Source organism: Streptomyces sp. NPDC107538, assembly GCF_055657445.1.
The window spans coordinates 1-25,462 of sequence record NZ_JBVKAY010000022.1 but is presented as its reverse complement, the minus strand read 5'-3'; the positions used below and the strand labels follow the sequence as shown (position 1 = coordinate 25,462).

At 72.2% G+C, this 25,462-nt stretch carries 22 protein-coding genes; 8 read left to right on the top strand and 14 right to left on the bottom strand.

Annotated features, from left to right (window positions below; translation table 11 throughout):
- Positions 1-49: 49 nt before the first annotated feature.
- The 7 genes from gap (at position 50) to pgi (ending at position 7,283) form a co-directional block, all read left to right on the top strand.
- Positions 50-1,060 carry a type I glyceraldehyde-3-phosphate dehydrogenase gene (gene gap / locus ACZ7MG_RS40940; RefSeq protein WP_059079307.1) on the top strand — a complete coding sequence of 337 codons (1,011 nt, stop codon included), beginning with the start codon at positions 50-52 and terminating at the stop codon, positions 1,058-1,060.
- 135 nt (positions 1,061-1,195) lie between these two features.
- Positions 1,196-2,419, top strand: a complete 1,224-nt coding sequence (locus ACZ7MG_RS40935) for a phosphoglycerate kinase (RefSeq protein WP_471391897.1) — start codon at positions 1,196-1,198, stop codon at positions 2,417-2,419.
- A gap of 6 nt (positions 2,420-2,425) precedes the next feature.
- Complete coding sequence (gene tpiA / locus ACZ7MG_RS40930; protein WP_471391895.1) at positions 2,426-3,202, top strand: triose-phosphate isomerase; 777 nt, start codon at positions 2,426-2,428, stop codon at positions 3,200-3,202.
- A 100-nt stretch (positions 3,203-3,302) separates the two neighbouring features.
- The gene (gene secG / locus ACZ7MG_RS40925) at positions 3,303-3,533 is read left to right on the top strand and encodes a preprotein translocase subunit SecG (protein ID WP_029181151.1); all 231 of its coding nucleotides are present in this window, start codon (positions 3,303-3,305) and stop codon (positions 3,531-3,533) included.
- Between the two features lie 229 nt (positions 3,534-3,762).
- Positions 3,763-4,098 (top strand): RNA polymerase-binding protein RbpA, encoded by a 336-nt coding sequence (locus tag ACZ7MG_RS40920; RefSeq protein WP_010352468.1) that lies wholly within the window; start codon positions 3,763-3,765, stop codon positions 4,096-4,098.
- 193 nt (positions 4,099-4,291) lie between these two features.
- On the top strand, positions 4,292-5,554 hold the full coding sequence (locus ACZ7MG_RS40915; RefSeq protein ID WP_471391891.1) for an MFS transporter: 1,263 nt from the start codon (positions 4,292-4,294) through the stop codon (positions 5,552-5,554).
- A gap of 73 nt (positions 5,555-5,627) precedes the next feature.
- Positions 5,628-7,283 carry a glucose-6-phosphate isomerase gene (pgi, locus tag ACZ7MG_RS40910; RefSeq protein ID WP_471391888.1) on the top strand — a complete coding sequence of 552 codons (1,656 nt, stop codon included), beginning with the start codon at positions 5,628-5,630 and terminating at the stop codon, positions 7,281-7,283.
- A gap of 93 nt (positions 7,284-7,376) precedes the next feature.
- Here pgi and fabG read toward each other — a convergent pair whose 3' ends face one another.
- The 14 genes from fabG to ACZ7MG_RS40840 form a co-directional block, all read right to left on the bottom strand.
- Positions 7,377-8,093 carry a 3-oxoacyl-ACP reductase FabG gene (fabG, locus tag ACZ7MG_RS40905; RefSeq protein WP_471391885.1) on the bottom strand — a complete coding sequence of 239 codons (717 nt, stop codon included), beginning with the start codon at positions 8,091-8,093 and terminating at the stop codon, positions 7,377-7,379.
- A gap of 169 nt (positions 8,094-8,262) precedes the next feature.
- Complete coding sequence (locus ACZ7MG_RS40900) at positions 8,263-9,828, bottom strand: MFS transporter (protein ID WP_471391882.1); 1,566 nt, start codon at positions 9,826-9,828, stop codon at positions 8,263-8,265.
- On the bottom strand, positions 9,825-11,321 hold the full coding sequence (locus tag ACZ7MG_RS40895; protein ID WP_471392111.1) for a class-II fumarase/aspartase family protein: 1,497 nt from the start codon (positions 11,319-11,321) through the stop codon (positions 9,825-9,827). Before ACZ7MG_RS40895 ends, ACZ7MG_RS40900 begins: the two co-directional genes overlap by 4 nt.
- Before the next feature lie 5 nt (positions 11,322-11,326).
- Complete coding sequence (locus ACZ7MG_RS40890; protein WP_471391880.1) at positions 11,327-13,489, bottom strand: FAD/NAD(P)-binding protein; 2,163 nt, start codon at positions 13,487-13,489, stop codon at positions 11,327-11,329.
- Entirely contained in the window at positions 13,486-14,412 is a 927-nt protein-coding gene (locus tag ACZ7MG_RS40885) for an NAD-dependent epimerase/dehydratase family protein (protein ID WP_471391877.1), read from the bottom strand. Before ACZ7MG_RS40885 ends, ACZ7MG_RS40890 begins: the two co-directional genes overlap by 4 nt.
- A gap of 3 nt (positions 14,413-14,415) precedes the next feature.
- On the bottom strand, positions 14,416-15,015 hold the full coding sequence (locus tag ACZ7MG_RS40880) for a hypothetical protein (RefSeq protein ID WP_471391874.1): 600 nt from the start codon (positions 15,013-15,015) through the stop codon (positions 14,416-14,418).
- A complete protein-coding gene (locus ACZ7MG_RS40875) occupies positions 15,012-16,688 on the bottom strand; it encodes a class I adenylate-forming enzyme family protein (RefSeq protein WP_471391871.1) in 1,677 nt (558 codons plus the stop codon). The genes ACZ7MG_RS40880 and ACZ7MG_RS40875 overlap by 4 nt, the downstream gene beginning before the upstream one ends.
- Entirely contained in the window at positions 16,675-17,685 is a 1,011-nt protein-coding gene (locus tag ACZ7MG_RS40870; protein ID WP_471391868.1) for a hypothetical protein, read from the bottom strand. The genes ACZ7MG_RS40875 and ACZ7MG_RS40870 overlap by 14 nt, the downstream gene beginning before the upstream one ends.
- Positions 17,682-19,271: a beta-ketoacyl-[acyl-carrier-protein] synthase family protein gene (locus ACZ7MG_RS40865; protein ID WP_471391865.1), complete on the bottom strand. Its 1,590-nt coding sequence runs from the start codon at positions 19,269-19,271 to the stop codon at positions 17,682-17,684. The genes ACZ7MG_RS40870 and ACZ7MG_RS40865 overlap by 4 nt, the downstream gene beginning before the upstream one ends.
- Positions 19,246-19,584, bottom strand: coding sequence for an acyl carrier protein (locus ACZ7MG_RS40860; RefSeq protein WP_471391862.1), 339 nt, complete (start codon positions 19,582-19,584; stop codon positions 19,246-19,248). The genes ACZ7MG_RS40865 and ACZ7MG_RS40860 overlap by 26 nt, the downstream gene beginning before the upstream one ends.
- On the bottom strand, positions 19,581-19,865 hold the full coding sequence (locus ACZ7MG_RS40855; protein WP_177261679.1) for an acyl carrier protein: 285 nt from the start codon (positions 19,863-19,865) through the stop codon (positions 19,581-19,583). The genes ACZ7MG_RS40860 and ACZ7MG_RS40855 overlap by 4 nt, the downstream gene beginning before the upstream one ends.
- A 119-nt stretch (positions 19,866-19,984) precedes the next feature.
- Positions 19,985-21,400 carry a class I adenylate-forming enzyme family protein gene (locus ACZ7MG_RS40850; RefSeq protein WP_471391859.1) on the bottom strand — a complete coding sequence of 472 codons (1,416 nt, stop codon included), beginning with the start codon at positions 21,398-21,400 and terminating at the stop codon, positions 19,985-19,987.
- A gap of 6 nt (positions 21,401-21,406) precedes the next feature.
- On the bottom strand, positions 21,407-22,630 hold the full coding sequence (locus ACZ7MG_RS40845; protein WP_471391857.1) for a 3-dehydroquinate synthase II family protein: 1,224 nt from the start codon (positions 22,628-22,630) through the stop codon (positions 21,407-21,409).
- Positions 22,627-23,490, bottom strand: coding sequence for a class I fructose-bisphosphate aldolase family protein (locus ACZ7MG_RS40840; RefSeq protein WP_471391855.1), 864 nt, complete (start codon positions 23,488-23,490; stop codon positions 22,627-22,629). The genes ACZ7MG_RS40845 and ACZ7MG_RS40840 overlap by 4 nt, the downstream gene beginning before the upstream one ends.
- Before the next feature lie 408 nt (positions 23,491-23,898).
- Here ACZ7MG_RS40840 and ACZ7MG_RS40835 point away from each other — a divergent pair, with 408 nt between their 5' ends.
- The gene (locus ACZ7MG_RS40835; RefSeq protein WP_471391852.1) at positions 23,899-25,326 is read left to right on the top strand and encodes an MFS transporter; all 1,428 of its coding nucleotides are present in this window, start codon (positions 23,899-23,901) and stop codon (positions 25,324-25,326) included.
- Positions 25,327-25,462 lie beyond the last annotated feature (136 nt).

Sequence of the window (25,462 nt, the reverse complement as noted above, 5' to 3'; positions counted from 1 at the left end):
CATACAGCTCGCCGGCACTGAGCCGGCGTACCAACGAGGAGATCGGTTCGTGACGATCCGCGTAGGCATCAACGGCTTTGGCCGCATCGGTCGTAACTACTTCCGCGCGCTGCTGGAGCAGGGTGCGGACATCGAGATCGTGGCTGTCAACGACCTGGGTGACACCGCGACCACCGCTCACCTGCTGAAGTACGACACCATCCTGGGCCGTCTCAAGGCCGAGGTGTCGCACACCGCCGACACGATCACCGTGGACGGCCACACCATCAAGGTCCTCTCCGAGCGCAACCCCGCCGACATCCCGTGGGGCGAGCTGGGCGTCGACATCGTCATCGAGTCCACCGGCATCTTCACGAAGAAGGCCGACGCCGCGAAGCACCTCGCCGGCGGCGCCAAGAAGGTCCTCATCTCGGCTCCGGCCAAGGACGAGGACATCACCATCGTAATGGGCGTCAACCAGGACAAGTACGACGCGGCCAACCACCACGTCATCTCCAACGCCTCCTGCACCACCAACTGTGTGGCGCCGATGGCCAAGGTCCTCGACGAGAACTTCGGCATCGTCAAGGGCCTGATGACGACGGTCCACGCGTACACCAACGACCAGCGCATCCTGGACTTCCCGCACTCGGACCTGCGCCGCGCCCGCGCCGCCGCCGAGAACATCATCCCGACCACCACCGGTGCCGCGAAGGCCACCGCCCTGGTCCTCCCGCAGCTCAAGGGCAAGCTCGACGGCATCGCGATGCGCGTCCCGGTCCCGACCGGCTCGGCCACCGACCTGGTCGTGACGCTGCAGCGCGAGGTCACCAAGGACGAGGTCAACGCCGCGTTCAAGAAGGCCTCCGAGGACGGCGCCCTCAAGGGCTACCTGGCCTACACCGAGGACGAGATCGTCTCCTCGGACATCGTCAGCGACCCGGCCTCCTGCACCTTCGACTCCTCCCTGACCATGGTCCAGGAGGGCAACACGGTAAAGATCCTCGGCTGGTACGACAACGAGTGGGGCTACTCCAACCGCCTCGTCGACCTCACGGTCTTCGTCGGCGAGCAGCTCTGACCGACAGAGCAGGCACCTTGATGTGAGGGCAGGGCCCGTGCGGCGCAGGGACGCGCCGCCCGGGCCCTGACTCACGTGAGAAAAGGCCCTCCTACGATCACGAGCACCACAAGTCCTCCCCGGGAGCCCTCCTTCATGAAGACGATCGACGAACTCCTCGCCGAGCCTGTCACCGGCAAGCGGGTCTTCGTCCGCGCCGACCTCAACGTGCCGCTGGAAAATGGCACCGCCACTGTAAAAATCGCAGACGACGGCCGCATCCGCGCCGTGCTGCCCACCGTCAAGGCGCTGGCCGAGGCGGGCGCGCGCGTCGTCGTCGCCTCCCACCTGGGCCGCCCCAAGGGCGCCCCGGACCCGGCCTTCTCCCTCGCCCCGGCCGCCGCCCGCCTCGGTGAACTCCTCGGCACCGACGTGGCGTTCGCGACGGACACCGTCGGCGAGTCCGCCACCGCCACCGTCGCGGGCCTGGCCGACGGACAGGTCGCCGTCGTCGAGAACCTCCGTTTCAACGCCGGCGAGACCAGCAAGGACGACGCCGAGCGCGGCGCCTTCGCCGATCAGCTGGCCGCCCTCGCCGACGTCTACGTGGGCGACGGCTTCGGCGCCGTGCACCGCAAGCACGCCTCGGTCTTCGACCTCCCGGCCCGGCTGCCGCACTACGCCGGGTACCTCATCGCCACCGAGGTCGGCGTCCTGAAGCGGCTCACCGACGACGTCCAGCGCCCCTACGTGGTCGCGCTCGGCGGCGCCAAGGTCTCCGACAAGCTCGCCGTCATCGACCAGCTGCTCGGCAAGGCCGACCGCATCCTCATCGGCGGCGGCATGGCGTACACCTTCCTCAAGGCCAAGGGGTACGAGGTCGGCGGCTCCCTCCTCCAGGAGGACCAGCTCGACGCGGTCACCGAGTACCTGGAGCGCGCGGAGCGGACCGGCGTCGAGCTGGTCCTGCCCGTGGACGCCGTCGTCGCGCCCGCCTTCCCCGACCTGAAGACCAAGGCTCCGGCCGACGCCACCGCGGTCGCCGCGGACGCCATGCCGGCCGGGCAGATGGGCCTGGACATCGGTCCGGAGTCCGCCACGCTGTACGCCTCGAAGATCGCCGACGCCGCCACCGTCTTCTGGAACGGCCCCATGGGCGTCTTCGAGCACCCCGATTTCGCCGAGGGCACCAAGGCGGTCGCCCAGGCCCTCCTCGATTCCAAGGCCTTCACGGTCGTCGGCGGCGGCGACTCCGCCGCGGCCGTGCGCATCCTGGGCTTCGACGAGAACGCATTCGGCCACATCTCGACCGGTGGCGGCGCCTCCCTCGAATACCTTGAGGGCAAGACGCTCCCCGGCCTCGCCGCACTGGAGGACTGACCCTCAATGAGCACGCGTACGCCCCTGATGGCGGGCAACTGGAAGATGAACCTCAACCACCTCGAGGCCATCGCGCACGTCCAGAAGCTCGCCTTCGCCCTCGCCGACAAGGACTACGAGGCCTGTGAGGTTGCGGTCCTGCCGCCCTTCACCGACCTGCGCTCGGTCCAGACCCTGGTCGACGGCGACAAGCTCAAGATCAAGTACGGCGCCCAGGACCTCTCGGCCCACGACTCCGGCGCCTACACCGGCGAGATCTCCGGCCCGATGCTGGCCAAGCTGAAGTGCACGTTCGTGGCGATCGGCCACTCCGAGCGCCGCCAGTACCACGACGAGACCGACGAGATCGTCAACGCCAAGGTCAAGGCCGCCTACAAGCACGGCCTCACCCCCATCCTCTGCGTCGGCGAGGAGCTGGAGGTCCGCGAGGCGGGCAACCACGTCGCCCACACCCTCGCCCAGGTCGAGGGCGGCCTCAAGGACGTCCCCGCCGAGCACGCCGAGAGCGTCGTCGTCGCCTACGAGCCCGTCTGGGCCATCGGCACCGGCAAGGTCTGCGGCGCCGAGGACGCCCAGGAGGTGTGCGCGGCCATCCGCGGCAAGCTCACCGAGCTGTACGGCCAGGAGCTGGCCGACAAGGTCCGCATCCAGTACGGCGGCTCCGTCAAGGCCGGCAACGTCGCCGAGATCATGGCGCAGGCCGACATCGACGGCGCCCTCGTCGGCGGCGCCTCCCTGGACACCGACGAGTTCGTCAAGATCGTGCGCTTCCGCGACCAGTGAGTAGGCCCTAGCGGCGTAACGTCGTACTCTTGCGGGGACCGGCCGAGGGGCCGGTCCCCGCAGTCCATCAGAATCCGAGGAAGTTGGTCCAGCCGTGGTTATGGGGTTCTCGATCGCCCTGATCGTCTTCAGCCTGCTGATGATGCTGCTGGTGCTGATGCACAAGGGCAAGGGCGGCGGCCTCTCCGACATGTTCGGTGGCGGTATGCAGTCCTCCGTCGGCGGCTCCTCGGTCGCCGAGCGCAACCTCGACCGGATCACCGTGGTGGTCGGTCTGCTGTGGTTCGCGTGCATTGTCGTCCTCGGCATCCTGATGAAGGTCAACAACTGACCTTCGGACCGACACCGGCGAGACAACGCGTCACGGACGCACCAATCCGCACGTAAAGCCCCATGCCGGGTACGCGACTTCGAACGCGGCCTATCATGGGGCTTGCGTCTGTGGGCGGGATGTAACTCCAATCACTGGACGCGCGTTGGGCCTTACGTAGACTGAGGCGCTCGCAGCGAAGCGAAACGCCGACTCGCTTCGCCGCACCATCACGCAGGGAGTTACGACCGTGGCAAGTGGCAACGCGATCCGAGGAAGCCGGGTCGGGGCGGGGCCGATGGGCGAAGCCGAGCGCGGCGAGTCCGCACCCCGGCTGCGCATCTCCTTCTGGTGCTCCAACGGACACGAGACCCAGCCGAGCTTCGCCAGCGACGCACAGGTCCCCGACACCTGGGACTGCCCGCGTTGCGGCTTCCCGGCCGGACAGGACCGGGACAACCCCCCGGCCCCGCCCCGCACCGAGCCCTACAAGACCCACCTCGCCTATGTGCGGGAGCGACGCAGCGACGCGGACGGCGAGGCGATCCTCGCCGAGGCGCTCGCCAAACTCCGGGGCGAGATCTAGAAGTTGACACCGGCCGGGCACCGAGGGTGCCCGGCCGCAGATGTTCGGGGCACCACGACGCTGCCGCACGGCGCGTGCTGCCCTGTCTCTCCTGCTTTCCCTGTTTGCCCTGGTCAGGCCCATTGTCAGTGGTGCCCTCTACGGTTTGTTCATCGATTCGCGCATCGACGGATCGGGAGCGTGAGGGGGACACGTGACGGGGGCGGTTCAGGAGGCCAAGGCCGCGTATCGCGGCGCGTTCCTCCGGCTGTGGGGCGCGGCCGTGCTCTCCGGCTTCGGCGACGCACTGCGTACGGCCGCGCTGCCGCTGCTCGCGGTGACCCTGACCGACGAACCGCTGCTCGTCGCCTCCGTCACGGCCTGCGGCTATCTGCCCTGGCTCGTGTTCGGGCTGCTCGGCGGAGCCGTCGCAGACCGGGTGGACCGACGGCGGGCCATGTGGATCGTGGACGTGGTGCGCGGGGGACTGATGGCGGGTTTCGCGGTGGCCGTCAGCCTCGACCAGGCCTCGATCGCCCTGCTGATCGCCCTGGCCTTCGCCCTGACCACCCTCCAGACCCTGTTCGACAACGCGGCCACGGCACTGCTGCCCGCGGTCGTGGGCCGGGAGGCGCTGGGCAGCGCCAACGCTCGGTTGCTGACCGGGCAGCGGATCGCCGGCGGGCTGGTGGCCGCGCCGCTCGTGCCGTTGCTGCTGGCCGCCGGAGCAGCCGTCCCCTTCGCCGCCGACGCCCTGACCTACCTGGTCGCCGCCGCCCTCGTCGCCTCGCTGCGCACCGCCCCGCCCGAGCGGGCACCCCGGCCCGCGAGCGGCACCCTGCGCGCCGAGATCGCCACCGGGCTGCGCACCCTGCGGCGGGACAGAGCCCTGCGCGGGCTGTGCGCCGCCACCACGCTGTGCAACATCGGCATGGGCGCCCTCATCGCCACCCTGGTACTGCTGGTCACCGAGTGGCTGGGCGCGGGCAGTGCCGGGTTCGCGGCGGTCACCCTCGCGTACACCGTGGGCGGTCTCGCCGGGGGAGCGGTGAACGGACGGCTGGTGGCCCGGATCGGACGGGTACGGGCCGTGCTGCTGGCCGCGGGCGTGCAGACCGCGACGCTGATCGCGATGGGCGCGCTGCGCAGCCTGGCGGCGCTCGCGGTGAGCCTCGCCGTCTTCGGGGCCATGGGCATGGTGTGGAACGTCAACACCACGACCCTGATGCAGCAGCGCACCCCCGCCGAGCTGCTCGGCCGTGTCTCCTCCGCCTTCCGGACCCTCGGGGTGGCCGGGGCGCCGCTGGGCGCGCTGCTCGGCGGTGCCGCCGCCACGAGCTGGGGACTCAACACCCCGGCCCTGCTCGCCGCCGCTTTCTTCGTCCTCTCCGCCGCCGCGCTGATACCCGGGCTCACGTCGGACGTATGTGTTGTTGAGCCGGACGACCGGGGGACGACAGCTCGTGTTCCCTCGTGATCAATTAGGTTGGAACGGCAGCGGGGCAAGGTACGCACGCAGGACCAGGTAGGAAAGAAGGCTGAAGTCCGAGATGAACGCAGAAAGCCGTACCCGGCTCAACCAGACGCCCGAGTGGACCGCGCTGGCCGAGCACCGGGAGCAGCAGGGTGAGGTGCAGCTGCGCGAGCTGTTCGCGGCCGACCCGGAGCGCGGCACCGGCTACACGCTGGAGGTCGGCGATCTGCACGTCGACTACTCCAAGCATCTGGTCACCGACGAGACGCTGCGGCTGCTGCGCGAGCTGGCCGCCGCGACCGACGTGTTCGGGCTGCGGGACGCCATGTTCCGCGGCGAGAAGATCAACACCACCGAGGACCGTGCCGTCCTGCACACCGCGCTGCGCGCCCCGCGCGACGCGGTGATCGAGGTCGACGGCGAGAACGTGGTGCCGGCGGTGCACGCCGTCCTGGACAAGATGGCCGGGTTCGCCGAGCGCATCCGCTCCGGCGCGTGGACCGGGCACACCGGCCGCCGCATCAAGAACGTCGTCAACATCGGTATCGGCGGCTCCGATCTGGGTCCGGCGATGGCGTACGAGGTGCTGCGCTCCTTCACCGACCGCGATCTGACCGTCCGCTTCGTGTCGAACGTGGACGGCGCCGACCTGCACGAGGCGGTCCGGGATCTGGACGCGGCGGAGACGCTCTTCATCATCGCCTCCAAGACGTTCACCACGATCGAGACGATCACCAACGCGACCTCCGCGCGCGACTGGCTGCTCACCGAGCTGAAGGCCGGCCCCGAGGCCGTCGCCAAGCACTTCGTGGCGCTGTCGACGAACGCCCAGAAGGTGTCGGACTTCGGCATCGACACGGCCAACATGTTCGAGTTCTGGGACTGGGTCGGCGGACGGTACTCGTACGACTCGGCGATCGGCCTGTCGCTGATGATCGCGATCGGCCCGGACCGCTTCCGGGAGATGCTCGACGGGTTCCACCTGGTCGACGAGCACTTCCGCACCGCGCCCGCCGAGTCCAATGTGCCGCTGCTGCTGGGCCTGTTGGGCATCTGGTACGGCAACTTCCATGACGCGCAGTCGCACGCGGTGCTGCCGTACAGCCACTACCTGTCCAAGTTCACGGCCTATCTGCAGCAGTTGGACATGGAGTCCAACGGCAAGTACGTGGGCCGCGACGGGGTGCCGGTGGAGTGGCAGACCGGGCCGGTGGTGTGGGGCACGCCGGGGACGAACGGGCAGCACGCGTACTACCAGTTGATCCACCAGGGCACCAAGCTGATCCCGGCGGACTTCATCGGCTTCGCCGAACCGGTCGGCGAGCTGAGCGACCCGCTCAAGGCCCAGCACGACCTGCTGATGGCCAACTTCTTCGCCCAGACCCAGGCGCTGGCCTTCGGCAAGACGCCGGACGAGGTACGGGCCGAGGGCGTCGCGGAGGAGCTGGTGCCGCACAAGACGTTCCAGGGGAACCACCCGACGACCACGATCCTGGCGAAGGAGCTGACCCCGTCGGTCCTCGGTCAGCTGATCGCGCTGTACGAGCACAAGGTGTTCGTCCAGGGTGCCGTCTGGAACATCGACTCCTTCGACCAGTGGGGCGTCGAGCTGGGCAAGGTCCTCGCCAAGCGCGTCGAGCCCGCGCTGACCGAGGGGGCCGAGGTGCCGGGCCTCGACGCGTCCACGAAGGCGCTGGTCGCCAAGTACCGGGCGCTGCGCGGGCGGTCGTAGGCAAGAGGTGGTGGGGAAGTGGGCGGCCGCGCGACGTCCACTTCCCCACCGGTCCGGGTGGTGACCAGGCGGTCCACGCCTCGCCTCCCGGGCTCAGTGGCCCAGTCCGGCGCCCCCGTCGACCGGGATCACGGCGCCGCGTACATAACCGGCGCCGGCCAGGAACGCCACCGCGTCGGCGACCTCCTCGGGGGTGCCCGTGCGCCCGGCGGGGGTGGTGCGCAGCAGCGCCTGGCGCTGTTCCGGGGTGAGGGCGCGGCTCATGTCGGACTCGGTGAGGCCGGGGGCGACGACGTTGCAGGTGATGTCGCGGGGGCCGAGTTCCTGGGTGAGGGCGCGGGCGAAGCCGATGAGGCCGGCCTTGGCCGCGGCGTAGTTGGTCTGGCCGGGGGCGCCGCGCAGGGCGGCCGTGGAGGAGAGCAGGACGATACGGCCGTGGCCGGTGCGGAGCATGCCTCGTACGGCGCGCCGGGCGACGCGGAAGGTGCCGGTGAGGTTGGTGTCGATGACGGAGGTCCAGTCCTCCTCCGTCATCCGTATCAGCAGTCGGTCCTGGGTGGCGCCGGCGTTGGCGACCAGGACGGTGACGGGGCCGTGGGCCGTTTCGGCCTCCTTGAAGGCCTGGTCGATCTGTTCGGTGTCGGTCACGTCGCAGCGGACGGCGAGGAAGCGGTCGGTGGTGGGGGGTGGGGTGCCGCGGTAGGTGACGGTGACTCTGTCTCCGGCCGCGGTGAAATGGCGGGCCATGGCGAGTCCCAGGCCTCTGTTGCCGCCGGTGATCAGGATTGAGCGGGGGGTGGGGTGTGTCATGGGGGCCCTCGGTTTTGTGCGTGGGGAGGGGAATGGGGAGAAGAAGGGGGAGGGGGAGTGAGGTGCGTTGTCGGGTGCGGGTTCGGTGGGGGTTCTCGCGCAGTTCCCCGCGCCCCTGAAAGACCAGGCCCTGCGGGCCTGGAAGACGCCGGTCTGCGCGGTCGGGGTTTTAGGGGGCCTCTCGGGCGGGCTTGGTGCTGGTGCGCAAGCCCATGGCTGCTGCTGCGGTGCCGAGGAGGGCGAGGGTGGCGATGGTGAGGGTGGTGGTGTGCATGGCGTCGAGGAAGGCTTGGTCGGCTGCGGTGGTGAGGTCGGGGAGGTTGAGGGAGTCGGCCAGGGAGCGGGCGGCTTCGGCGGAGGTGCGGGCCTGTTGCTCGGCGGCCGGTGACAACCCCTGGGCGGGGGCGGGGAGTTCGGCGTCGGCCATGCGGTCGCGGTAGACGGCGGAGAGGATCGAGCCGGCCATCGCCACGCCGAGGGTGCCGCCGACCTGCCGGGTGACGCTGTTGACGGCCGACCCGGCGCCCGCGAGCTGGGGCGGCACCCCGCGCATCATCACGGCGGTGACCGGCGTGCCGACCAGGCCCATGCCGAAGCCCTGGACCCACAGCAGTGCGGCCACGATCCACAGCGGGGTCCGGCCGTCGAGCCAGGCGTAGGCGACGTAGGTGACGGCGGTGGCCAGGACGCCGGACGTGACCGTCCAGCGGGCCGACAGCCGACGGCTCAGCGCCGGGGAGGCCTGGCTGCCCAGGACGATGCCGACGGCGGCGGCGATCATCACGGTGCCGGCGTCGGCGGGGGAGAGACCGCGCGGGCCCTGGAGATAGAACGCCGCGTAGAACAGGTGACCGGCCAGCGCCATGAAGGCGATCAGCAGGACCACGCTGCCCGCCGTGAAACCGGGCTGCCGGAAGAGCCGCAGATCCAGGCTGGGCGTCGCCGACCTGCGCTGACCGGCGACGAACACCGCCAGGACGATGCAGCCCAGGACCAGGGGCAGGAGCACGCGGGGGCCGTACCAGGCGCTGCCGCCGCCGAGTTCGATGATGCCGTAGACCACGCCGCCCAGGCCGAGCACCGACAGGGCGAGGCCCGGCAGGTCGAGCACGCGGCGGCGGGAACCGCCGAGGTCCGGGACGACGGCCAGGACCGCCAGCAGACACAGGGCGACGATCGGCACGTTGACGAGGAACACCGAGCCCCACCAGAAGTGGCTGAGCAGCGCGCCGCCCGCGACGGGGCCGATGGCCACGCCGAGACCGCTCGACGAGCTCCAGATCGCGATCGCCCGGGTGCGTTTCTCCTCCGGGGTGCTCTGCACGATCACCGTCAGCGTCGCCGGCATCAGCAGGCCGCTGCCCGCGCCCATGAAGGCCCGCGCCACGATCAGCCACGCCGGGCTGTCCACGAACGCGCCCGCGCCGGAGGCCACACCGATCAGCGCGAGCCCGGCGAGCAGCGTGTTCCGGGGGCCGAAACGGTCGGCGAGCGCGCCGCCCGCGAAGAGGGTGCCGGCGACGACCAGGGTGTAGGCGCTGGCCACCCACTCCAGTTCGCCGGGGGTCGCGCCCAGGCCCGCCACCGGGTCGGCGAGCGTGGTGACGGCGACATTGAGGATCGAGGTGTCCAGCCAGATCAGCATCTGCGCGCAGACCACGACCAGCAGGATCGGCCAGGAGCGGGTGGGTGGGGCGACCTCCGGGGTCCCGGTCGTCCGGCTCACGGTGCTCACAGGGTTCCTCCGCTGGGCGTCTCGTGGTCACGTACGTCGTCGTGGTCGCGCACGTCGTCGTATCGGTGCAGGGCGCGGTCGATCAGGGCGTCGGCCGCGCCCGTGTAGCGGGCCGGGTCGAGCAGTTCCGACAGTCGGGCGGGGGTGAACCGGGCGGACAGCTCGGGGTCGGCGACCACCACCTCGCGCAGCGGCCGGCCGGTGCCGGCGGCCTCGGCCGACGCGGTGGCCAGCAGCTTCTTCGCGCGGGCCTTGCCGAGCACCAGGGCCAGCGCCACCGCCAGCCGTTCGGCGACGATGGCACCCCCGGTCAGGTCGAGATTGGCCCGCATGCGCTCCGGGTGGACGATCAGGCCCTCCGCCAGCTCGACGGCGGTGTGCGCGGCCCCGCCCGCCAGCCGCAGCGCCTCCCGCAGCGGCTGCCACTCGGCGTGCCACGCCCCGGCGGGCCGTTCGTCCTCGGCGAGCAGACACTGCGCCAGGACGAGCGCGTGCGCGGGGACCTGCCGGGCGGCCGACACGATCAGTGTGGCCAGCGCGGGGTTCCGCTTCTGCGGCATGGCCGAGGAGGCGCCACGCCCGGCCCCCGCCGGTTCGGACAGCTCACCGATCTCGGTCCGGGAGAGGGTCTGCACATCCAGCGCGAACTTTCCGAGCGCTCCCGTGACGAGCTGCAGCACGGCTCCCAGCTCGGCGACGGGCGTACGGATGGTGTGCCAGGGGAGGGTGGGCTCGGCGAGGCCCAGGGCCGAGGAGAAGGGCCCCAGCAGCTCCAGACCGCCTGTGTCGGCGGCGCGGGGAACGGAGAGAGAAGCCCCACCGGACCCGTGGATGTCCACCTCCTGCCGTGCCCCACGATCCACCACCGCGTACTCCCGGTACGCGGCCAACGTCCCGCCCGCTCCCCCCAGTTGCGCCGGAAGCCCGGACGCCACGGCCCGCACCCGCACGATCGCGTCGACGGCCAGCTCCAGCCACCCCGCCGCCTTCAGCCCGAAGGTCGTGGGCACGGCGTGCTGGGCCAGGGTGCGGCCGGCGAGGACGGTGTGCCGATGCGTGTCGGCCAGCGCGGCGAAGGCCGCGGCGACCCGTGACAGATCTCCGCCGATCAGAGCGAGCACCCGACGGGCGATCACCATCGCCGCCGAGTCCAGGATGTCCTGACTCGTGGACCCCCGGTGCACATACTCCGCGGCGCCCGGGTCCTCCGCCGCGACGACCTCGGTGAACGCCGTCACCAGCGCGACCACCGGATTCGCGGCGGCACGGGCGGCGTGGGCCAGGGCGGGCAGGTCGAGCCGTTCGACCCGGGCCGCCGAGGCGATCGTCCGCACCGCGGCGGCCGGTGTCAGTCCGACCGCGTGCTGGGCGCGGGCCAGCGCCACCTCGGTGTCCAGCATGGCCTGCAGCCACGCCTCGTCGGTCACCTCCGCCGCGACGGGCGTACCGGCCCAGGTGGGGGCGAGCAGGCCCGCGTCGGTGCCCACGGACATCGTGTTCACGTGGCTTCACTCCCTGCGCCCGATGGACGACCTGCCGCCGGGGCGAGCCCCAGCGCGGCCCGTGCGATCGCGTCCGAGTCCTCCAGCGTCACCGAGCCCACGCCGGGCCTGATGCCGACCGCCGTCACCCAGCGCACGCCCTCCACCGGCACACCGAAGGCGTACCGGCGCGGATGCGGCCGGCCCGTGGCGTCCACCAGCCGGGGCGGGCCGTCGGTCACCGCCAGGCCGCCGGGTTCGTATCCCGCGTCGCCGCCGAGCCGGTACGGCGCGCACGCACCTGTCCGGAACAGCGACCGCAGCAGGGGGTCGGCCGCCCGCCGCAGATCGACGGCGGGCAGCCGCGCCTCGATCAGCGCGTCGACGCGGACCGGGGGTTCGTCCACCCGTTCGGCATCCACGAGAAAACCGCCCGTACCGCCGTGCGCCCAGGCCCGGACCCGCATTCCCGGGCCCAGCACGTGCAGGACGTCCGCCTCGATCAGTGCGATCAGCTGCTCGATCCGGAAGGCAGGCGGGCCGATCGACGTGAAGGCGTTCAACGGGGTGTACCAGTCGTCGAGTTCGGCGCGGTAGGAGTCGCCGGAGACTCCGCCGTGGTCGACGACGAGCCGGATCTCGTTGCGGAGGTCCCGCAGGGCGTCCAGCGCGGCCTTCAGCGGACCGTCGACATTGCCGAGGCGGGCCTCGGTGACATCCCGGCGCAGATGGTCCAGCAGCCAGTGCCGGAAGTCGGCGCGGTCGCCGAACGTCCGCTCGCCGTAGGGGCGTTCGATTCGTGCCCAGTCCCATCGCGCGGTGGGTGGGACGGAGTGCCGGTCGAGCAGGGCCGCCTCCGCGCCCTCGTCACCCGGGGCCGCGAGGTACGACCGTACGAACTCCTCGGCCGCGTCCGGGCCTCGGGCGGCTCGGATCCAGGCCTCGTGGTGGACGGTCCGTATCTCGCGGTCGACGAGGGGCCAGAGGTCGTCGCGGAAGCGGAGGGGGTGGCCGTCGGTCACGCGGTGCCGTAGGGCGGCGATGACGTCGGGGGTGAGGAAGCGCGGCTCGTGGCGGCCGAGGGCGCCCTTCTCGTTCTCGCCCCGGGCGTGGTACGGGACGCCGCGCCGCGAACCGGCGTACAGGACGGGCTCGTTGCCGCTCGGCAGGTAGACGAGACCGGACTCGCCCTCCTTGAACGTGCCGCCGCGGGCCTCGGTGAGCAGGGCCAGGCAGTCGAAGAAGTTCAGGCCCAGGCCGCGCAGGGCGACCGGGGTGCCCGGGGGGATGCCGCTCAGGTCGGTGTCGGCCGGGTTGGCGGGGGCCACGTAGGTGAGGCCGTGGCGGTCGGCGAAGGAACGCAGCGCGCGTTCCTCCGGCGACGGGGTGAGGGTGCCGTGGCCGAGGGCCAGCACCACGGTGTCCAGGCCGGTCAGCCGTTCGCCGTCCGCCAGGGTCACCGTCTGCGGGCCGTCCGGGGTGTCTTCGCGCAGGGCGATCGCGGTGGTCGGGTGCGTGTGGACGGTGACATGGGCGGGGGCCGTGCGTAACAGGTGGCGGAAGACCCACTCCAGGTAGTGGCCGTGGAACGCGCGGGTCGGATAGGTGTCGGGGCCGAGTCGGCGGGCCTCGTCCAGGGCGCGGGCCGGGAGGCCGTGGTCGACGGCCCCGTCCCGGACCGCGCACGCCCACTCGTGCAGGCTGGGGCCCGGCACCGTCGGCCCCGCGCAGTCCACGCTCGCGTCGGTGAACAGGGTCACCTGGGAGGCGACCGTGTTCATCAGCAGCTCGCCCGGCTGGTCCGTCCGCCAGACCGCGCCCGCGCCCGGCGGATACGGGTCCACAAGGTGCACCTCGACCGGCCGCACGATCCCCCCGGCGTTCGCACAGATCCGCTCCAGCACGGAGAGGCCCCGGGGACCGGCACCGACCACACAGACGGTGAGGGGGCCGACGGGGCCGGGGCCGGGGGCGCCGGGCGGGGCGGCGCCGGCCGGGGGGTTCGTGCCCAACGTGGTGGCGTCGTCGGGTGGATGCATGCCGAGCGGGGTGATCTCGCCGGGCATGGGCTCGGGCTCGGGCACGGTGGCAGCCGCGGCGAAGTCATCGGGGCTGAGCACGATGATTGTGGCGGTCGCGGCGGGGGTGTCGGGGCCGGTGGTGTCGTCGGGGGCGGTCATTCCTGGCCCAGTGCGTCGCGCCAGCTCGGTCTGGTCGGCTTCCAGCCGAGGGCCGTGCGGGCCCGGTCGTTGGCGGCGCCGTGTGCGGAGGTGAGCTGGTGGGCCATGAACCAGCCGAGGAGGCGGGGCGCGAGGGCTGCGGGGACCGTGCGCGGGGAGGGCGCGGCCAGCATCCGGGCGAGGTGCGGCAGCCACTGCGCGGCCGGGGCCGGATCGTCGTCCGTCACATGGAACACCCCGGCGGCCTCGGACTCGACGCCCGCCACCGCCGCCCCCACGGCGTCCTCGACGTGCAGGAACGACATGATCCCGGCCCCGCCGCCGGCCAGCGGGAGCCGTCCGGCCAGCACGGACCGCGCGGTGGCGCCGGTCCGGGCGTACGCGGTGCGGGGGCCGTACAGCGTGCCGTAGCGCAGCACCACGCCCTCCAGGCCGCTGTCCCGGTCCGTGACCTGCCGTTCCAGCTCGGCGACGGCCCGTACGGTCGCGGCCCAGCCGGGGTCGGGGGCGTCCACGTACAGGGGCGCGTCCTCGTCGAGGACCGGGTCGCCGGCCGGGGCGGCGGCGAAGGCGATGGACTGGGCGACCAGTCGGCGTGCGCCGGCGGCGCGGGCCGCCTCGACCAGATGGGCGGTGCCCTCGGTGCGCAGCCGGGCGGTGAGCGCGAAGGCCCCCGGCGGGTCGTCCCGCAGCAGCCGCAGCGCCGACAGCTGGTGGACGACCACCTCGGGCCGGGCGGCCGCCACCGCCGACCGTACGGCGTCACGGTCGAGGGCGTCGGCGACCACCACCTCGTCCGCCTCGGGGGCCCGGCCCCGCGAGCCCGGCCGTACCAGTGCGCTCACCTGGTGACCCCGCGCCCGCAACGCCCCCACCAGCGGATACCCGACCACTCCGGTGGCCCCGGCGACAAGTACGCGCATGCCTCAGCCCTCCGAACCGGGTACGACGGGTGCGACGGGGGCGGCAGGCCCGGCGGGTGTGGCGATCCGCATCAGCAGGCGGCACGCCGCGTCACCGTTCCGCAGACAGCTCTCGGCGCGGTTCTCCGTGAGGGTCACCCCGAGGCCCTCGGACCAGCCGGCGTGGACGGCGGTGCACGGGCAGCGGTAACCCTCCAGCGACCCGGCCATCCGGACCATGGTGATCGCGAAGTTCCGCTTCAGCGTCAGCACGATCAGGTCGTCGTCCTCGACCTCGGTGGCGGCGTTGCGCAGCTCCGGCGGGAACATCCGGTCGCCGCAGTCGTCGTAACGGCGGCGCAGTTCCTCCAGATCCTTGCGGATGTCGCCGGTGTCGGGGAGCGGCCCGTACAGCCGGGCGACCCGCTGTCCGACGTGCCGGGCGACCTTCCCCATCGCCTCCGCGTTGATCTCGTTCGCGGCCTCCTGCCCGAACCGCGCGGCCACCCCCTGGTACCAGTTGGCGTCGTGCTGCCACCACAGCCGGTACGCCTCACTCGCGCGGGCGCGGTGGTTGACGCCGTCGGTGCCGCCGTCGGTGCCGGTGCCTGTGTTCGTGGTCATGCCTGTCGCTCCTTGGCGGCGAACCGGTCGCGCATCACTCGTTTGAGAACCTTGCCGGTGGCTCCCTTGGCCACGTCGTCGGGCTCCATCCGCAGGGCCCGGGACACGGGCGGGAAACCGGCTTCCGTCAGCACGGAGTTGACGCGCTCGGTCCACTCCTCGTCACCGACGGCGTCGGCCGCGGCGTCCTCGCCGCTCAGCTGGAGCAGCGCGTACGCCTCCGCCTCCCCGTCGCCGTCCCAGTCCGCGCGGACGCCGTCGGGGGCGACTCCGACCACCGTGCAGTCGGCGAGGCCCGGCAGCGCGGCCAGGAGGAGTTCCTCGGTGCGGGTGCTGAAGACGATCCCCGCGCGGGTGCGCACGGCGTCCGGGGCCCGGTCGAGGTGGTAGAAATTGCCCTCCTCGTCCTGGTGGGCGAGGTCGCCGGTGAGCCAGTAGCCGCCGAGCCGCATCCGGTTCCAGGTGAGCGAGTCGTTCCAGTAACCGGGCGTGAGCGTGGGCGACTTGAGGCCCAGGCGGCCGATCTGTCCGGGTGGCAGCGGGGTGCCGTCCTCGGCCAGGACCGCGGCCTCGGCGAAGCTGATCGGTTTGCCGACGCGGCGGGAGTAGGCGGAGGTGTCCTTGGTGTGCCGGTTGTGGAAGACCGAGTAGCCGGCCTCGGAGGAACCGAGCCCGTCCACGAAGACCGAGCCCTCCACCCGGACGCGGCTCAGGTCCCGCCGGATCTCGATCCGGCTCCCGTGCCGGACGAGCGCCCGGATGTGCGCCTCGTGCGCCGCGTCCCCGGTGTTGAACCACACCTGCACGCTGGACAGGTCACGTGCCGTCAGATCCTCCGCCGCCATCTCGCCGAAGGTCCCGGCGAAGGCCAGCACGGTCGTCGGCCGGAACTCCTCGATCGCGTCCAGGACGTCCGTACCGCGCTGGCTGGAGAGCAGCCTGATGTCCGTGCGCAGCAGCAGGCAGTACAGCAGCGTCGCCACCATCGCGTTGTGCGCGCCCGGCAGTCCCACCAGCGTGCGCTCCATGTCGGCCCCGGTGGAGAACCGCAGCCGGTGCACCTGGGCGTACATCAGCGTCCGGTGGGTGTGCGGCACGCCCTTGGGCAGACCGGTCGTACCGGAGGAGTGGGAGATCAGCACGGGGTCGGTCGGGTCGTGCCGGTACGGGTACGACGGGGGGAGCGACGCGCGGTGCTCCGGGCGGATCGTCCCGGCGGTCGCACGGAAGCCGAGGCCCAGCCCGTCCCCGGCCAGTACCTCCCGATGCGCCTCGTCCGTGAAGGCGCCCACCGCGCCCTGGCGGCGCACGTACTCCCGGGCGGTCTCCGGGGACAGATGGCCGTTGACGAACGACGGGATCGCGCCGAGCGAGGTCAGCGCCAGGAAGTTCACGGCGAACTCGGCGGCCGAGAAGGAGTGGACGGCCACCGGGTCACGGGGGCGCACGCCCTGGGCCGCGTACCAGCCCGCGTACGTCTCGACGGCCTCGCACAGCTGCCCGAGCGTCAGCACCTCGGGCCGGCTGCCGTCCGGTGCGCGCCAGGTGCCGTCCGTGTGCAGGACCGGCTCGTCGAGCGGGCGTGCGTACGCGCGCAGCCGGTGCAGGACGTTGCCGGCGCCGAGTTCGGTGTCGGAGCAGATCCGCGCCCGCTCCTGCCTACTGATGAGCATGGGTCTCCGTCTCGCTTCCTTCGGGCTCGGTTCCCCCGGTCTCGTCGCCTTCGGGTCCGTCCGGGAGCCGCTCGGCGTCGAGGAGGAACGCGGGCGCCCGTGGATCGGTGACCAGGAGATGGGTGCCGCCACCGTCCCGCAGCAGCCGTCGATGGGCGGCGGCCAGGTCGAACAGGCCCTGGACGCCGCCGGGGTGCGGGGAGACCGACGGCCGACCGCCGTCGTGCGTCACGGCCGCCTCCCTCGCCTCGGCCGCTTCCCTCGCCTCGGCCGCTTCCCTCGTCTCGGCCGACCGGATGGTCCCGGTCGCCTCCCGCGTCTCCGCCGACCGGATGGTCACGGCCGCCCCGGCACCGGTACGGCCGAGCAGCACGGCCACCGCCAGGGCGGCGGACTCGGGGAGGTCCGGGCGTACGTCAGCCGGGTCCATCCGCCCGGCGGCCAGTTCCCGGTGGACGGCGGCCACGCGTTCGCCGCCGCCCAGTTCCACGCCCAGCACCAGGACCCGGTCCAGCTCCGGGTCCTCCAGGAGGAGGTCGGCCATCGCGAGCAGCTCGGTCACCGGGTCGTCGAGGGTGGAAAGGCTGAACATCTGACCGGTGATCCCGAACTCCCGGCTGATGTGCCCCAGTACGGAGTTGGCGGTGGCCTGCATGAACAGCAGCGGGTTGTGGACCCGGCCCGCCACCACCCGCCGGCTCGCCAGATCGGCCGTGGTGGTGTCACCCATCAGGCTCGCCAGCGCGACGGCCGTCCGGGAGCCGAGCCCGGGCCACTCGGTCAGACACCGCGCGGCGACCTCGTACACCAGCGGGCTGAACGCCGACTCCACGAACCCGGGCAGCCGGGGCAGCGGGATGTCGCCGTCCCGGCCGGTGCCGTGGGTGGCGGTGGCGGTGGTGAGCACGCCGAGGGGCGTGCGGAGGGGAGCCTTCTCGGCCGAACCGCTCGCGGCGGCGGCCGTTCCGCTTCCGTTTCCGCTGTTCGTCGTCGTCACGGCCGCTCCAGGACGAGTGCGGTGTTGGCGCCCCCGAAGGCGGCGTTGATGGTGAGGGCCCGGCGGAGGTCGGCCTGCCGGGGCCGGTTCGGCACGTAGTCGAGGTCGCACTCCGGGTCCGCCTGCGTGAGGCCGGCGGTCGGCGGCAGGACGCCGTCCATCAGGGCCAGCACGGTGATCACGAACTCCACGACACCGGCCGCCTCCAGAAGATGGCCGGTGGTGCTCTTGGTGGAGCTGACCGGGATCGACCCGGCCCGCTCCGGGAGCGCCGCGCGCAGGCCCCGGGTCTCGGCGCCGTCGTTGTACTTGGTGCCGGTGCCATGGGCGTTGACATAGCCGAGGCCCGCGCCGTCCGGGTCCCCGGCCAGCCGTAGCGCCTGCCGGGCCGCGCGGGCCAGGCCGACGCCCTCGGGGTGGGGCTGGGCGATGTGGTGGGCGTCGGTCGCCGCGCCCCAGCCGGTCACGCCCGCAAGCGGGCGGGCTCCGCGCCGGCGCGCGTGCTCGGCGGACTCCAGTACGACCGCCGCGACCCCGTCACCGAGCAGCAGCCCGGTGCGGTCGGCGCTGAACGGCCGGACCATGCCGTCCCGCGACAGCGCCCGCCCCGAGTCGAACTTCCCGAAGGTCTCCTCCTCCACGAGATAGCCGCCGGCACACACCGCCACGTCGATCCGCCCGGACGAGATCAGCCGGCAGGCGTGGATGATCGCGGCGGCGGAGGCCACACAGGCGTTGGTGAACGTGAGCCGGGGACCGGTCAGCCCGAGGCTCCCGGCGAGCGACTCGGCGAGATACGCGGGCACGGCGTCGGCGAGACGCGACGCGGTCGGGTCGGCGAGCGGCTCCCCGGCTCCGCCGAGCCACGATGCCCCGTCGGTCCGGTCACCGCGCGGGGCGTGCGCCTGGCCGTCTCGGACGAGCGGTTCCCCGTTCTCGCCGAGCCGCAGCGCCCCGGCCGTCCCGACACCGGACAGGGCGTGGCCCGCGCCGCCTCGGACGAGCGGTTCCCAGGGCGCGCCGTACTGTGACGCTCCGGGCGCGCCGGGCCGCGCTGCGCCGGGAGCGCCGGGCCACGGTGCTCCGGCGGACCGCTCACCGGGCGGCGCGTGGCCCGCGCCGCCTTCGGCGCCCCCACGGGACCGGCCCGCGTCTCCGCCCGGTCCAGAACCGCCCGGTCCGGAGCGGCCCGGTCCAGCACCGCCCGGTCCGGAGCCCCCCTCCTCCTCGGCCCCAGCCGTCCCCGTCGCCGCCCGCCAATACCGCGTGACGCTCGTGCAGTCGCCCGCGATGCCCAGCAGGACCGCCGCCTCGGTGCCCCGGGGCAGGCCCGCCATGTCGAGGGCTTCCGCGCCGCACTGCGCGAGCGCGGGGCGCAGGGCCCAGTGCGCGACCCCGTCCGGGCCGTCGGGAGCGGCGCCCGCCATCGGCGTACGGTACGGGCCGGTGTCGAAGCGGGTGGTGGGGGCGAACGAGGGGACGCCCGCGAACACACCGCGCCGCAGGGCGTCCGCGCCCGTGCCGAAGGCCGTACGGACACCGAACCCGGTCACCGTCACCTCACCGGTCACCCCGACCACCCCCATCCACCGCACCCGCCCCGGCCGCACCCGCCCCGGCCGTGTCCGCCCCAGCCGTGTCCGCCCCGGCCGCGCCCAAGAACGCGGTCAGCCGTCGCAGCGAGGTCAGGCCCGCGATGTCCTCGTCGCCGGGCTCCACCACCAGCCCGTACCGCTCCTCCACCACATGCAGCAGCCACACCAGCCCCAGGGAGTCCAGCACCAGTTCGGCGTCCTCACCGAGGTCGTCCGGGACACCGGGGAAGATCTTGCGGTCGGACAGCAGCTCCCGGACCAGGCCGGTCGTGATGACGGCCGGCGCGGAGGCCTCCGCGCTCATGCCTTCGCCCCGCGCCCGACGACCTCGGCGACCAGCCCGCCGAGGGTCAGCGAGGCCAGCGGCTCGATGTCGGTGTCCGGGATCTCCACGCCGAACCGCGACTCCAGCCGCAGCGTCAGCTCGATCAGGCTCAGGGAGTCCAGCTCCAGCCCGCCGACGGTCACCGGACTCTCGTCCGTGATGCCGTCGCGGCTGAGCAGGATGTTCATCTCGTCGATGACCGTGGTCAGGACGAACTCACGGATCTCGTTGTCCAGGGTGGACGTGCTCATGATCGCCATCTCCATGGGGGAAAGGTCGTACGAAAGGCATGCGACAGGCATGCGACAGGCATGCGGAAGGGATGCGGAAGGCATGCGAAAGGCGTGCGACAGGTCGTCCATGCGCTGCCCCGCGGGCGTTACGTGCCGCTCGCCGCCGCCTGGAGCGTCTCCGCCCGGCGGACCAGCTTCCCGTTGGACGTGCGGGGCAGGGCGTCCAGCAGCCGGATCACCCGGGGCAGCTTGTAGTCGGCGAGCCGCTCCCGGCACCAGCGCAGCAGCTCCTCCGCCGACGGGCTCCGGGCCCCGGCGGCGAGTGCCACGTACGCCTCGGTGACGCCCTCGTGGACCAGGACCGCCTGCTCGACGGCCGGGTGCGCGCGCAGTACCCGCTCGACCTCGGTGAGGTCGACCTTGAGGCCGCCGACGACGACGAGGGAGTCGGCCCGGCCGCCCACGGTGACCGTGCCGTCCGCGCCGATCGTGGCCCGGTCGCGGGTACGGAGCCAGCCGTCCTCGTACTGGGTGCCGCCGGAGTCGAAGAGATACGGCGACTCGGCGAGCGCGACGTCCAGTTCGCCTCGGTGCTCCCGGACCAGCACACCCGGCGCGGGCCGGCCGACCGAGGGCCGGAGCGTGCCGCCGACGTCGAGGGCGACGATGCCGGTCTCGGTGGTGCCGTAGGCCTCGCCGACCCGGACGCCGTACCGTTCGGCGAACCGCGCGGCGACCTCGGGCGGCATCAGCTCGCCGCCGGAGACGGCGGTCCGCAGCTCGGGCAGGGCGGGCGGATCGAGGGCGGCGCCCAGCAGCTCGAAGTGCGTCGGCACCCCGAACAGATGGGTGATCCGGTGGTCGACGGAGGTCCGCAGGATGTCGCGGGCGGAGACCCGGGGCGCGAAGACGACGGACACCCCGGCGGCCAGCGCGTGCAGCAGCCCGCCGAGCAGCCCGAAGCTGTGCGCGGTGGAGCTGAGCAGCAGCAGCCGGTCGCCCTCGGCCGGCATCCCGGGCACGGCCCCGAACGACTCGACCTCGGCGGCGATCGACCCGGCGGTCCTGCCGATCACCTTCGGCCGCCCGGTCGACCCCGAGCTGAACTGCACCAGCCGGTGCCCGCCGCCGGCCGGCCGCCCGGCCCTGCGGCACTCGGTGGCGACCTCGTACTCGGGCCGGAAACCGAACGCCGCCCGGACGTTGGACCCGGCCCGGACCATGAACTGCGGCCGGCAGCCGGCGCAGAGCGCGTCCACCTCGGCGGGCTTCAGCCGGAAGTCGAACAGCATCACCTGCGCGCCCAGCCGCCACAGCGCGAGCAGCACCTCGACCTGGGTGAAGCTGGGCGGTGTCTGCAGGCCGACCGTGCTGCCGGGCCCGATGTCGTACCCGGCGAACACGGCGGCCTGCTTGGCCACCCGCTCCCGTAACTCCCCGCGGGTGACGGTCTCCTGCCGATGCGTCAGATACGGCAGGCCGTCGTCCCGTGCGTCGAACAGCCGCTGGACCAGGGCGCGCATCCCGTCCTCGCCCGCCGCGGCCGCCACGAGTGAGCCCATGAGGTCTCAGACCTCCTTGCAGAACTCGCCGATGGGCAGGCCCACATGACGCTTGTCCTGCGCCAGATAGCCGAGCAGCTCGTCACCGGTCCGCAGCTCGGTGACGTTGAGGACCTTGCCGCCGGGACCGAGGACGCGCACATGCCAGTCGTCCTGCACGGTCAGGCTCACCAGGCGCCCGTCCTCCGCGTGCGTACGGATCTCCAGCAGCGGCCGGGACTCCAGCTTGGCCCGCCCGACCACCACCCGCCGGGTCCGGCCGTCCGCGCCGACCGCCAGCAGGGCACTGCCGGAGCCGACCTCGCTGAGGTAGTTGGTGCGGTTGTCGGGGCCCAGCGTGTACGAGTGCAGGGCACCGGCGTTGACCCGGAACGGCCGGGTCGGCATGTACGGCAGCGGGTGCGTCTCGCTGCAGCAGAGCACGAAACCGGAGGAGTACGAGCCGACGAGGATGCCCTCGTCCTCCTCGAAGTGCGAGCAGGTGTCCACACAGACCCGGTCGCCGAGCCCGACGTGCCGGATGCTCTCCACGGTCAGCGTGGACAGCTCCAGCTGCGGGGTGGTCGCCTCCAGCAGCCGGGCCAGCGCGAACACGTCGTCCGCGCTCCGGGGCGTGAACAGGATGCCGTCGGAGCCGCGTTCGAGGACGTCGAAGACGATGGCCGCCTCCTCCAGGTCCCCGACCACCGTCACCAGCTTCCCCTCGGCCGACTCGGCCGCCGCGAGCACGATCTCCAGCGGGATCTTCGTCGGATCGGCGAAGTGGATCACCGTGTACGGCAGCGCCATCGCGCCCGCGCACGACAGCTGGAGCGTGCGGTCGTCCCGTACGTCGACGAAGCCGGCGACGGGCGTACGGGTCACCGGCGAGCCGGTCGAGGCCCGGTTCTCGGCGGCGAGGGCGTCCAGCTCGTCCTGGGCGGTGAACTTCCGCAGCAGGAGGTCGTATCCGGTGCCGGCGGACGCCGTGCCGTCGGCTGCCGCGGCCTTGTTTTCGGCCTTGGCCGCCTCCTTGCCCCCCTTGCCGTCGGTCCTCTCGCCCGGCTTCTTCGCGGCAGCCGCGGCCGGGGTGGTCGTGGCCAACACCCGAGTCACCGTCGGCGGCAGTGTCCCCAGCAGTTCGGCGTCGGCGGAGACCACCCCGGCCATCCGGGCATGGACGGCCGCGTCCACCACCGCCTGGAGCTGCGGACGGGGGACTTCACGGAGATCGATCCACGCGAACCTCATGCGACACCTGCCACGATCGTCGAGTAATGGGGGTGGGGAGGGTGGGGAGGGTGGGGAGCCGGCTGGGTGGACATGCTCATGTCATCAGGCAGGCCGTCGCCGTCCCGTCCGTGCACCACCGCGGCGAGCCGGGACACCAGGGAGGCGGGGGAGGGGGAGGAGAAGATCCGGCGGCCGACGGCGAGGCCCCGGCAGCCGGCGGCCATCACCGCGGTGCCGTAGGCGACCAGGTCGGAGCCGTCCGGTGGGCCGCCCGCCGCGAGGACGGGGATGGGGCTGTGGGCCACCACCTCGGCCATCCGGTCGAGCGGCAGGGCCACGGTGGTCTTCACCATGTCGGCGCCCAGATCGGCCGCGACGTTCACGAGGTGCGCCAGGAGCGCGGGGTCGTGCGGATTGTCGATCCGGGGGCCGCGCGGATAGACCATCGCGATCAGCGGCATGCCCCAGGTGTCGCAGGAACGGGCCACCGCGCCCAGGTCGGCGAGCTGTCGTCCCTCGGTGTCCGAGCCGATGTTCACATGGACGCTGACCGCGTCCGCGCCGAGCGCCACCGCCTCCTCGACATCGCCGACCAGCACCTTGGCGTCGACATCGGCGGAACAGGCCGTACTGGCGCTCAGATGCACCACCAGCGCGCAGTTCCCGAGGATGTCCGGGGCGAGGGTGCGGGCCCGCCCTTTGTGGACGATGATCCCGTCGGCGCCGCCGGCCACCAGTTCTCTCAACAGGTCTTCCCACTGCCCCGGCGGGGCGACCGGACCGTCCGAAACGCTGTGGTCGAGCGGTATGAGCAAATGCCGGTCGTCGCCGGCCAGAGAAAGCCTTCTCCAACGTAATGGCTTGCCAGTTTTCAGCATGGGAAAAGCGCCTTCCGCTCCATGTCCGAAAAACGATGGTCGTAGAACTTTCAAGTTCGGCCCGGACGTCAGCATTCCGTGCGTGATCGGGAGTTGGCAAGGCGTGACCGACGGCAAATTTTTATGCGGAGAAACACATTAATATTGACAGGGGGTTGACAGGATCCCTGGGTTGACTGCGCTCGTAAGTGGTGTTCGTCGCATATTATGTCGTTGTCGCGTGTAATCGACTTCCGGTGTTCGTCGAAACAATTCGACGAACACCGGACGGTATTTTCCGAGGCTTCCTTGTGGCCGTCGAATTTCCCGGCCTAAGGTGACAGCCGCACTCCGGTTCGTGTTTCATGCGTGGCCGTCCCCCTCTGGGCCCGGACCATTTATGGCCGGGCATACCGGAAGTGAGCCCCCATGCCCGAATCCCCTTCCCCCACCGTCGCCGAGGCCGTGGACCCCGAACGGGCCCCGTTATCGTCCTCGTCACCGGCCGGACCGAGCGCGCCCAAGGTCGCCGTCGCGAGCGTCGTCGGCACGACGATCGAGTACTACGACTTCGCCGTCTACGGCACCGCCTCCGCGCTCGTCCTCGGACCCGCGTTCTTCCCCTCCGGCAACGCGACCGTCTCCTCCCTCGCCGCGTTCCTCACCTTCGCCGCGGCCTTCGTCTCCCGCCCCCTCGGCGTCGTGCTCTTCGGCACGATCGGCGACCGGCTGGGCCGTCGCCGCGCGCTGGTGGCGTCCCTCCTGCTCATGGGCCTCGCAACGGTCGGCGTCGGACTGCTCCCGACGTACGAGACCGCCGGACTCCTCGCGCCCGTCCTGCTGGTGACGCTCCGTCTGCTGCAGGGCGTCAGCATGGGCGGCGAGTGGGGCGGTGCGGTCCTGCTGGCCGCCGAGCACGCCCCGCCCGGCCGGCGCGCGCTGTACGCCGCCGTCCCGAACGTCGGCCCCTCGCTCGGCTTCCTGCTCTCCAGCGCGGTCATCCTCCCCACGCTCAACCTCGTGGGCCGCGACGGGTTCACCGAGTGGGCGTGGCGGGTGCCGTTCCTGCTCAGCGCGGTGCTCGTGGTGATCGGGCTGTGGGTGCGGGCGACGGTGTCGGAGTCCCCGGTGTTCAAGGGATCGCCCTCGAACGGAACGCTCTCGACGGGATCGCCTTCGAAGGGGTCTCCTTCGACGGGATCGCCTGCGAAGGGATCGTCCTCGGCGGTGACGCCACCCGCCTCGCGCTTTCCGCTCGGGACGCTCCTCGCGCGGTATCCCGGGCGGCTGCTGCTCGGCACGGGGGCGGCGATCGGCGGCTCGGCCGTCTACTACCTGACGATCGTCTACAGCCTGTCCTACGGGCCGAAGTCGCTCGGAATCCCGCAGAACACGATGCTCACGGCGGCGAGTGTCGGGGCGGCGGCCGGGATCGCGATCACCCTGCCCGTCGCACGGCGGGCCGACCGGGTCGGGCGGCGTCCGCTGATGCTGGCGGGGGCAGCCGGGTGTGTCGTGTGGGCGGTTCCCATGTACGGGTCGCTGAGCACGGGCAACGGGTTCGTCATCACCGGTGCGTACACCGTGGGGCTGATGCTGCTCGCCCTGATGTTCTCGCCGATGGCCGCGTTCCTGGCGGAGCTGTTCCCGGCCAGGCTGCGCTACACCGGGGCTTCGGCGGCGTTCATCCTGGCCAACACGTTGGGGGGCGGGTTCGCCCCGCTCGTCGCGACGTGGCTGCACAGCCAGTGGTCGTCGCCGTTGGTGCTGGGGTTCTACACGGGTGGGTTGTGCCTGGTGAGCCTGCTGTGCCTGGTGGCGCTGCCGGAGACGCGGGAGGACGACTTCGCGGTCTGAGGCAGGGTTCACAGCGCGGGTCCGGTGGGGGCTGGTCGCGCAGTTCCCCGCGCCCCTTAAGGGCCTACGGCCCTTTCGGGCCGAAAAGCGAAGCGGGGCGCAGCCCCTGCTTCGCTTTTCAGGGGCGCGGGGAACT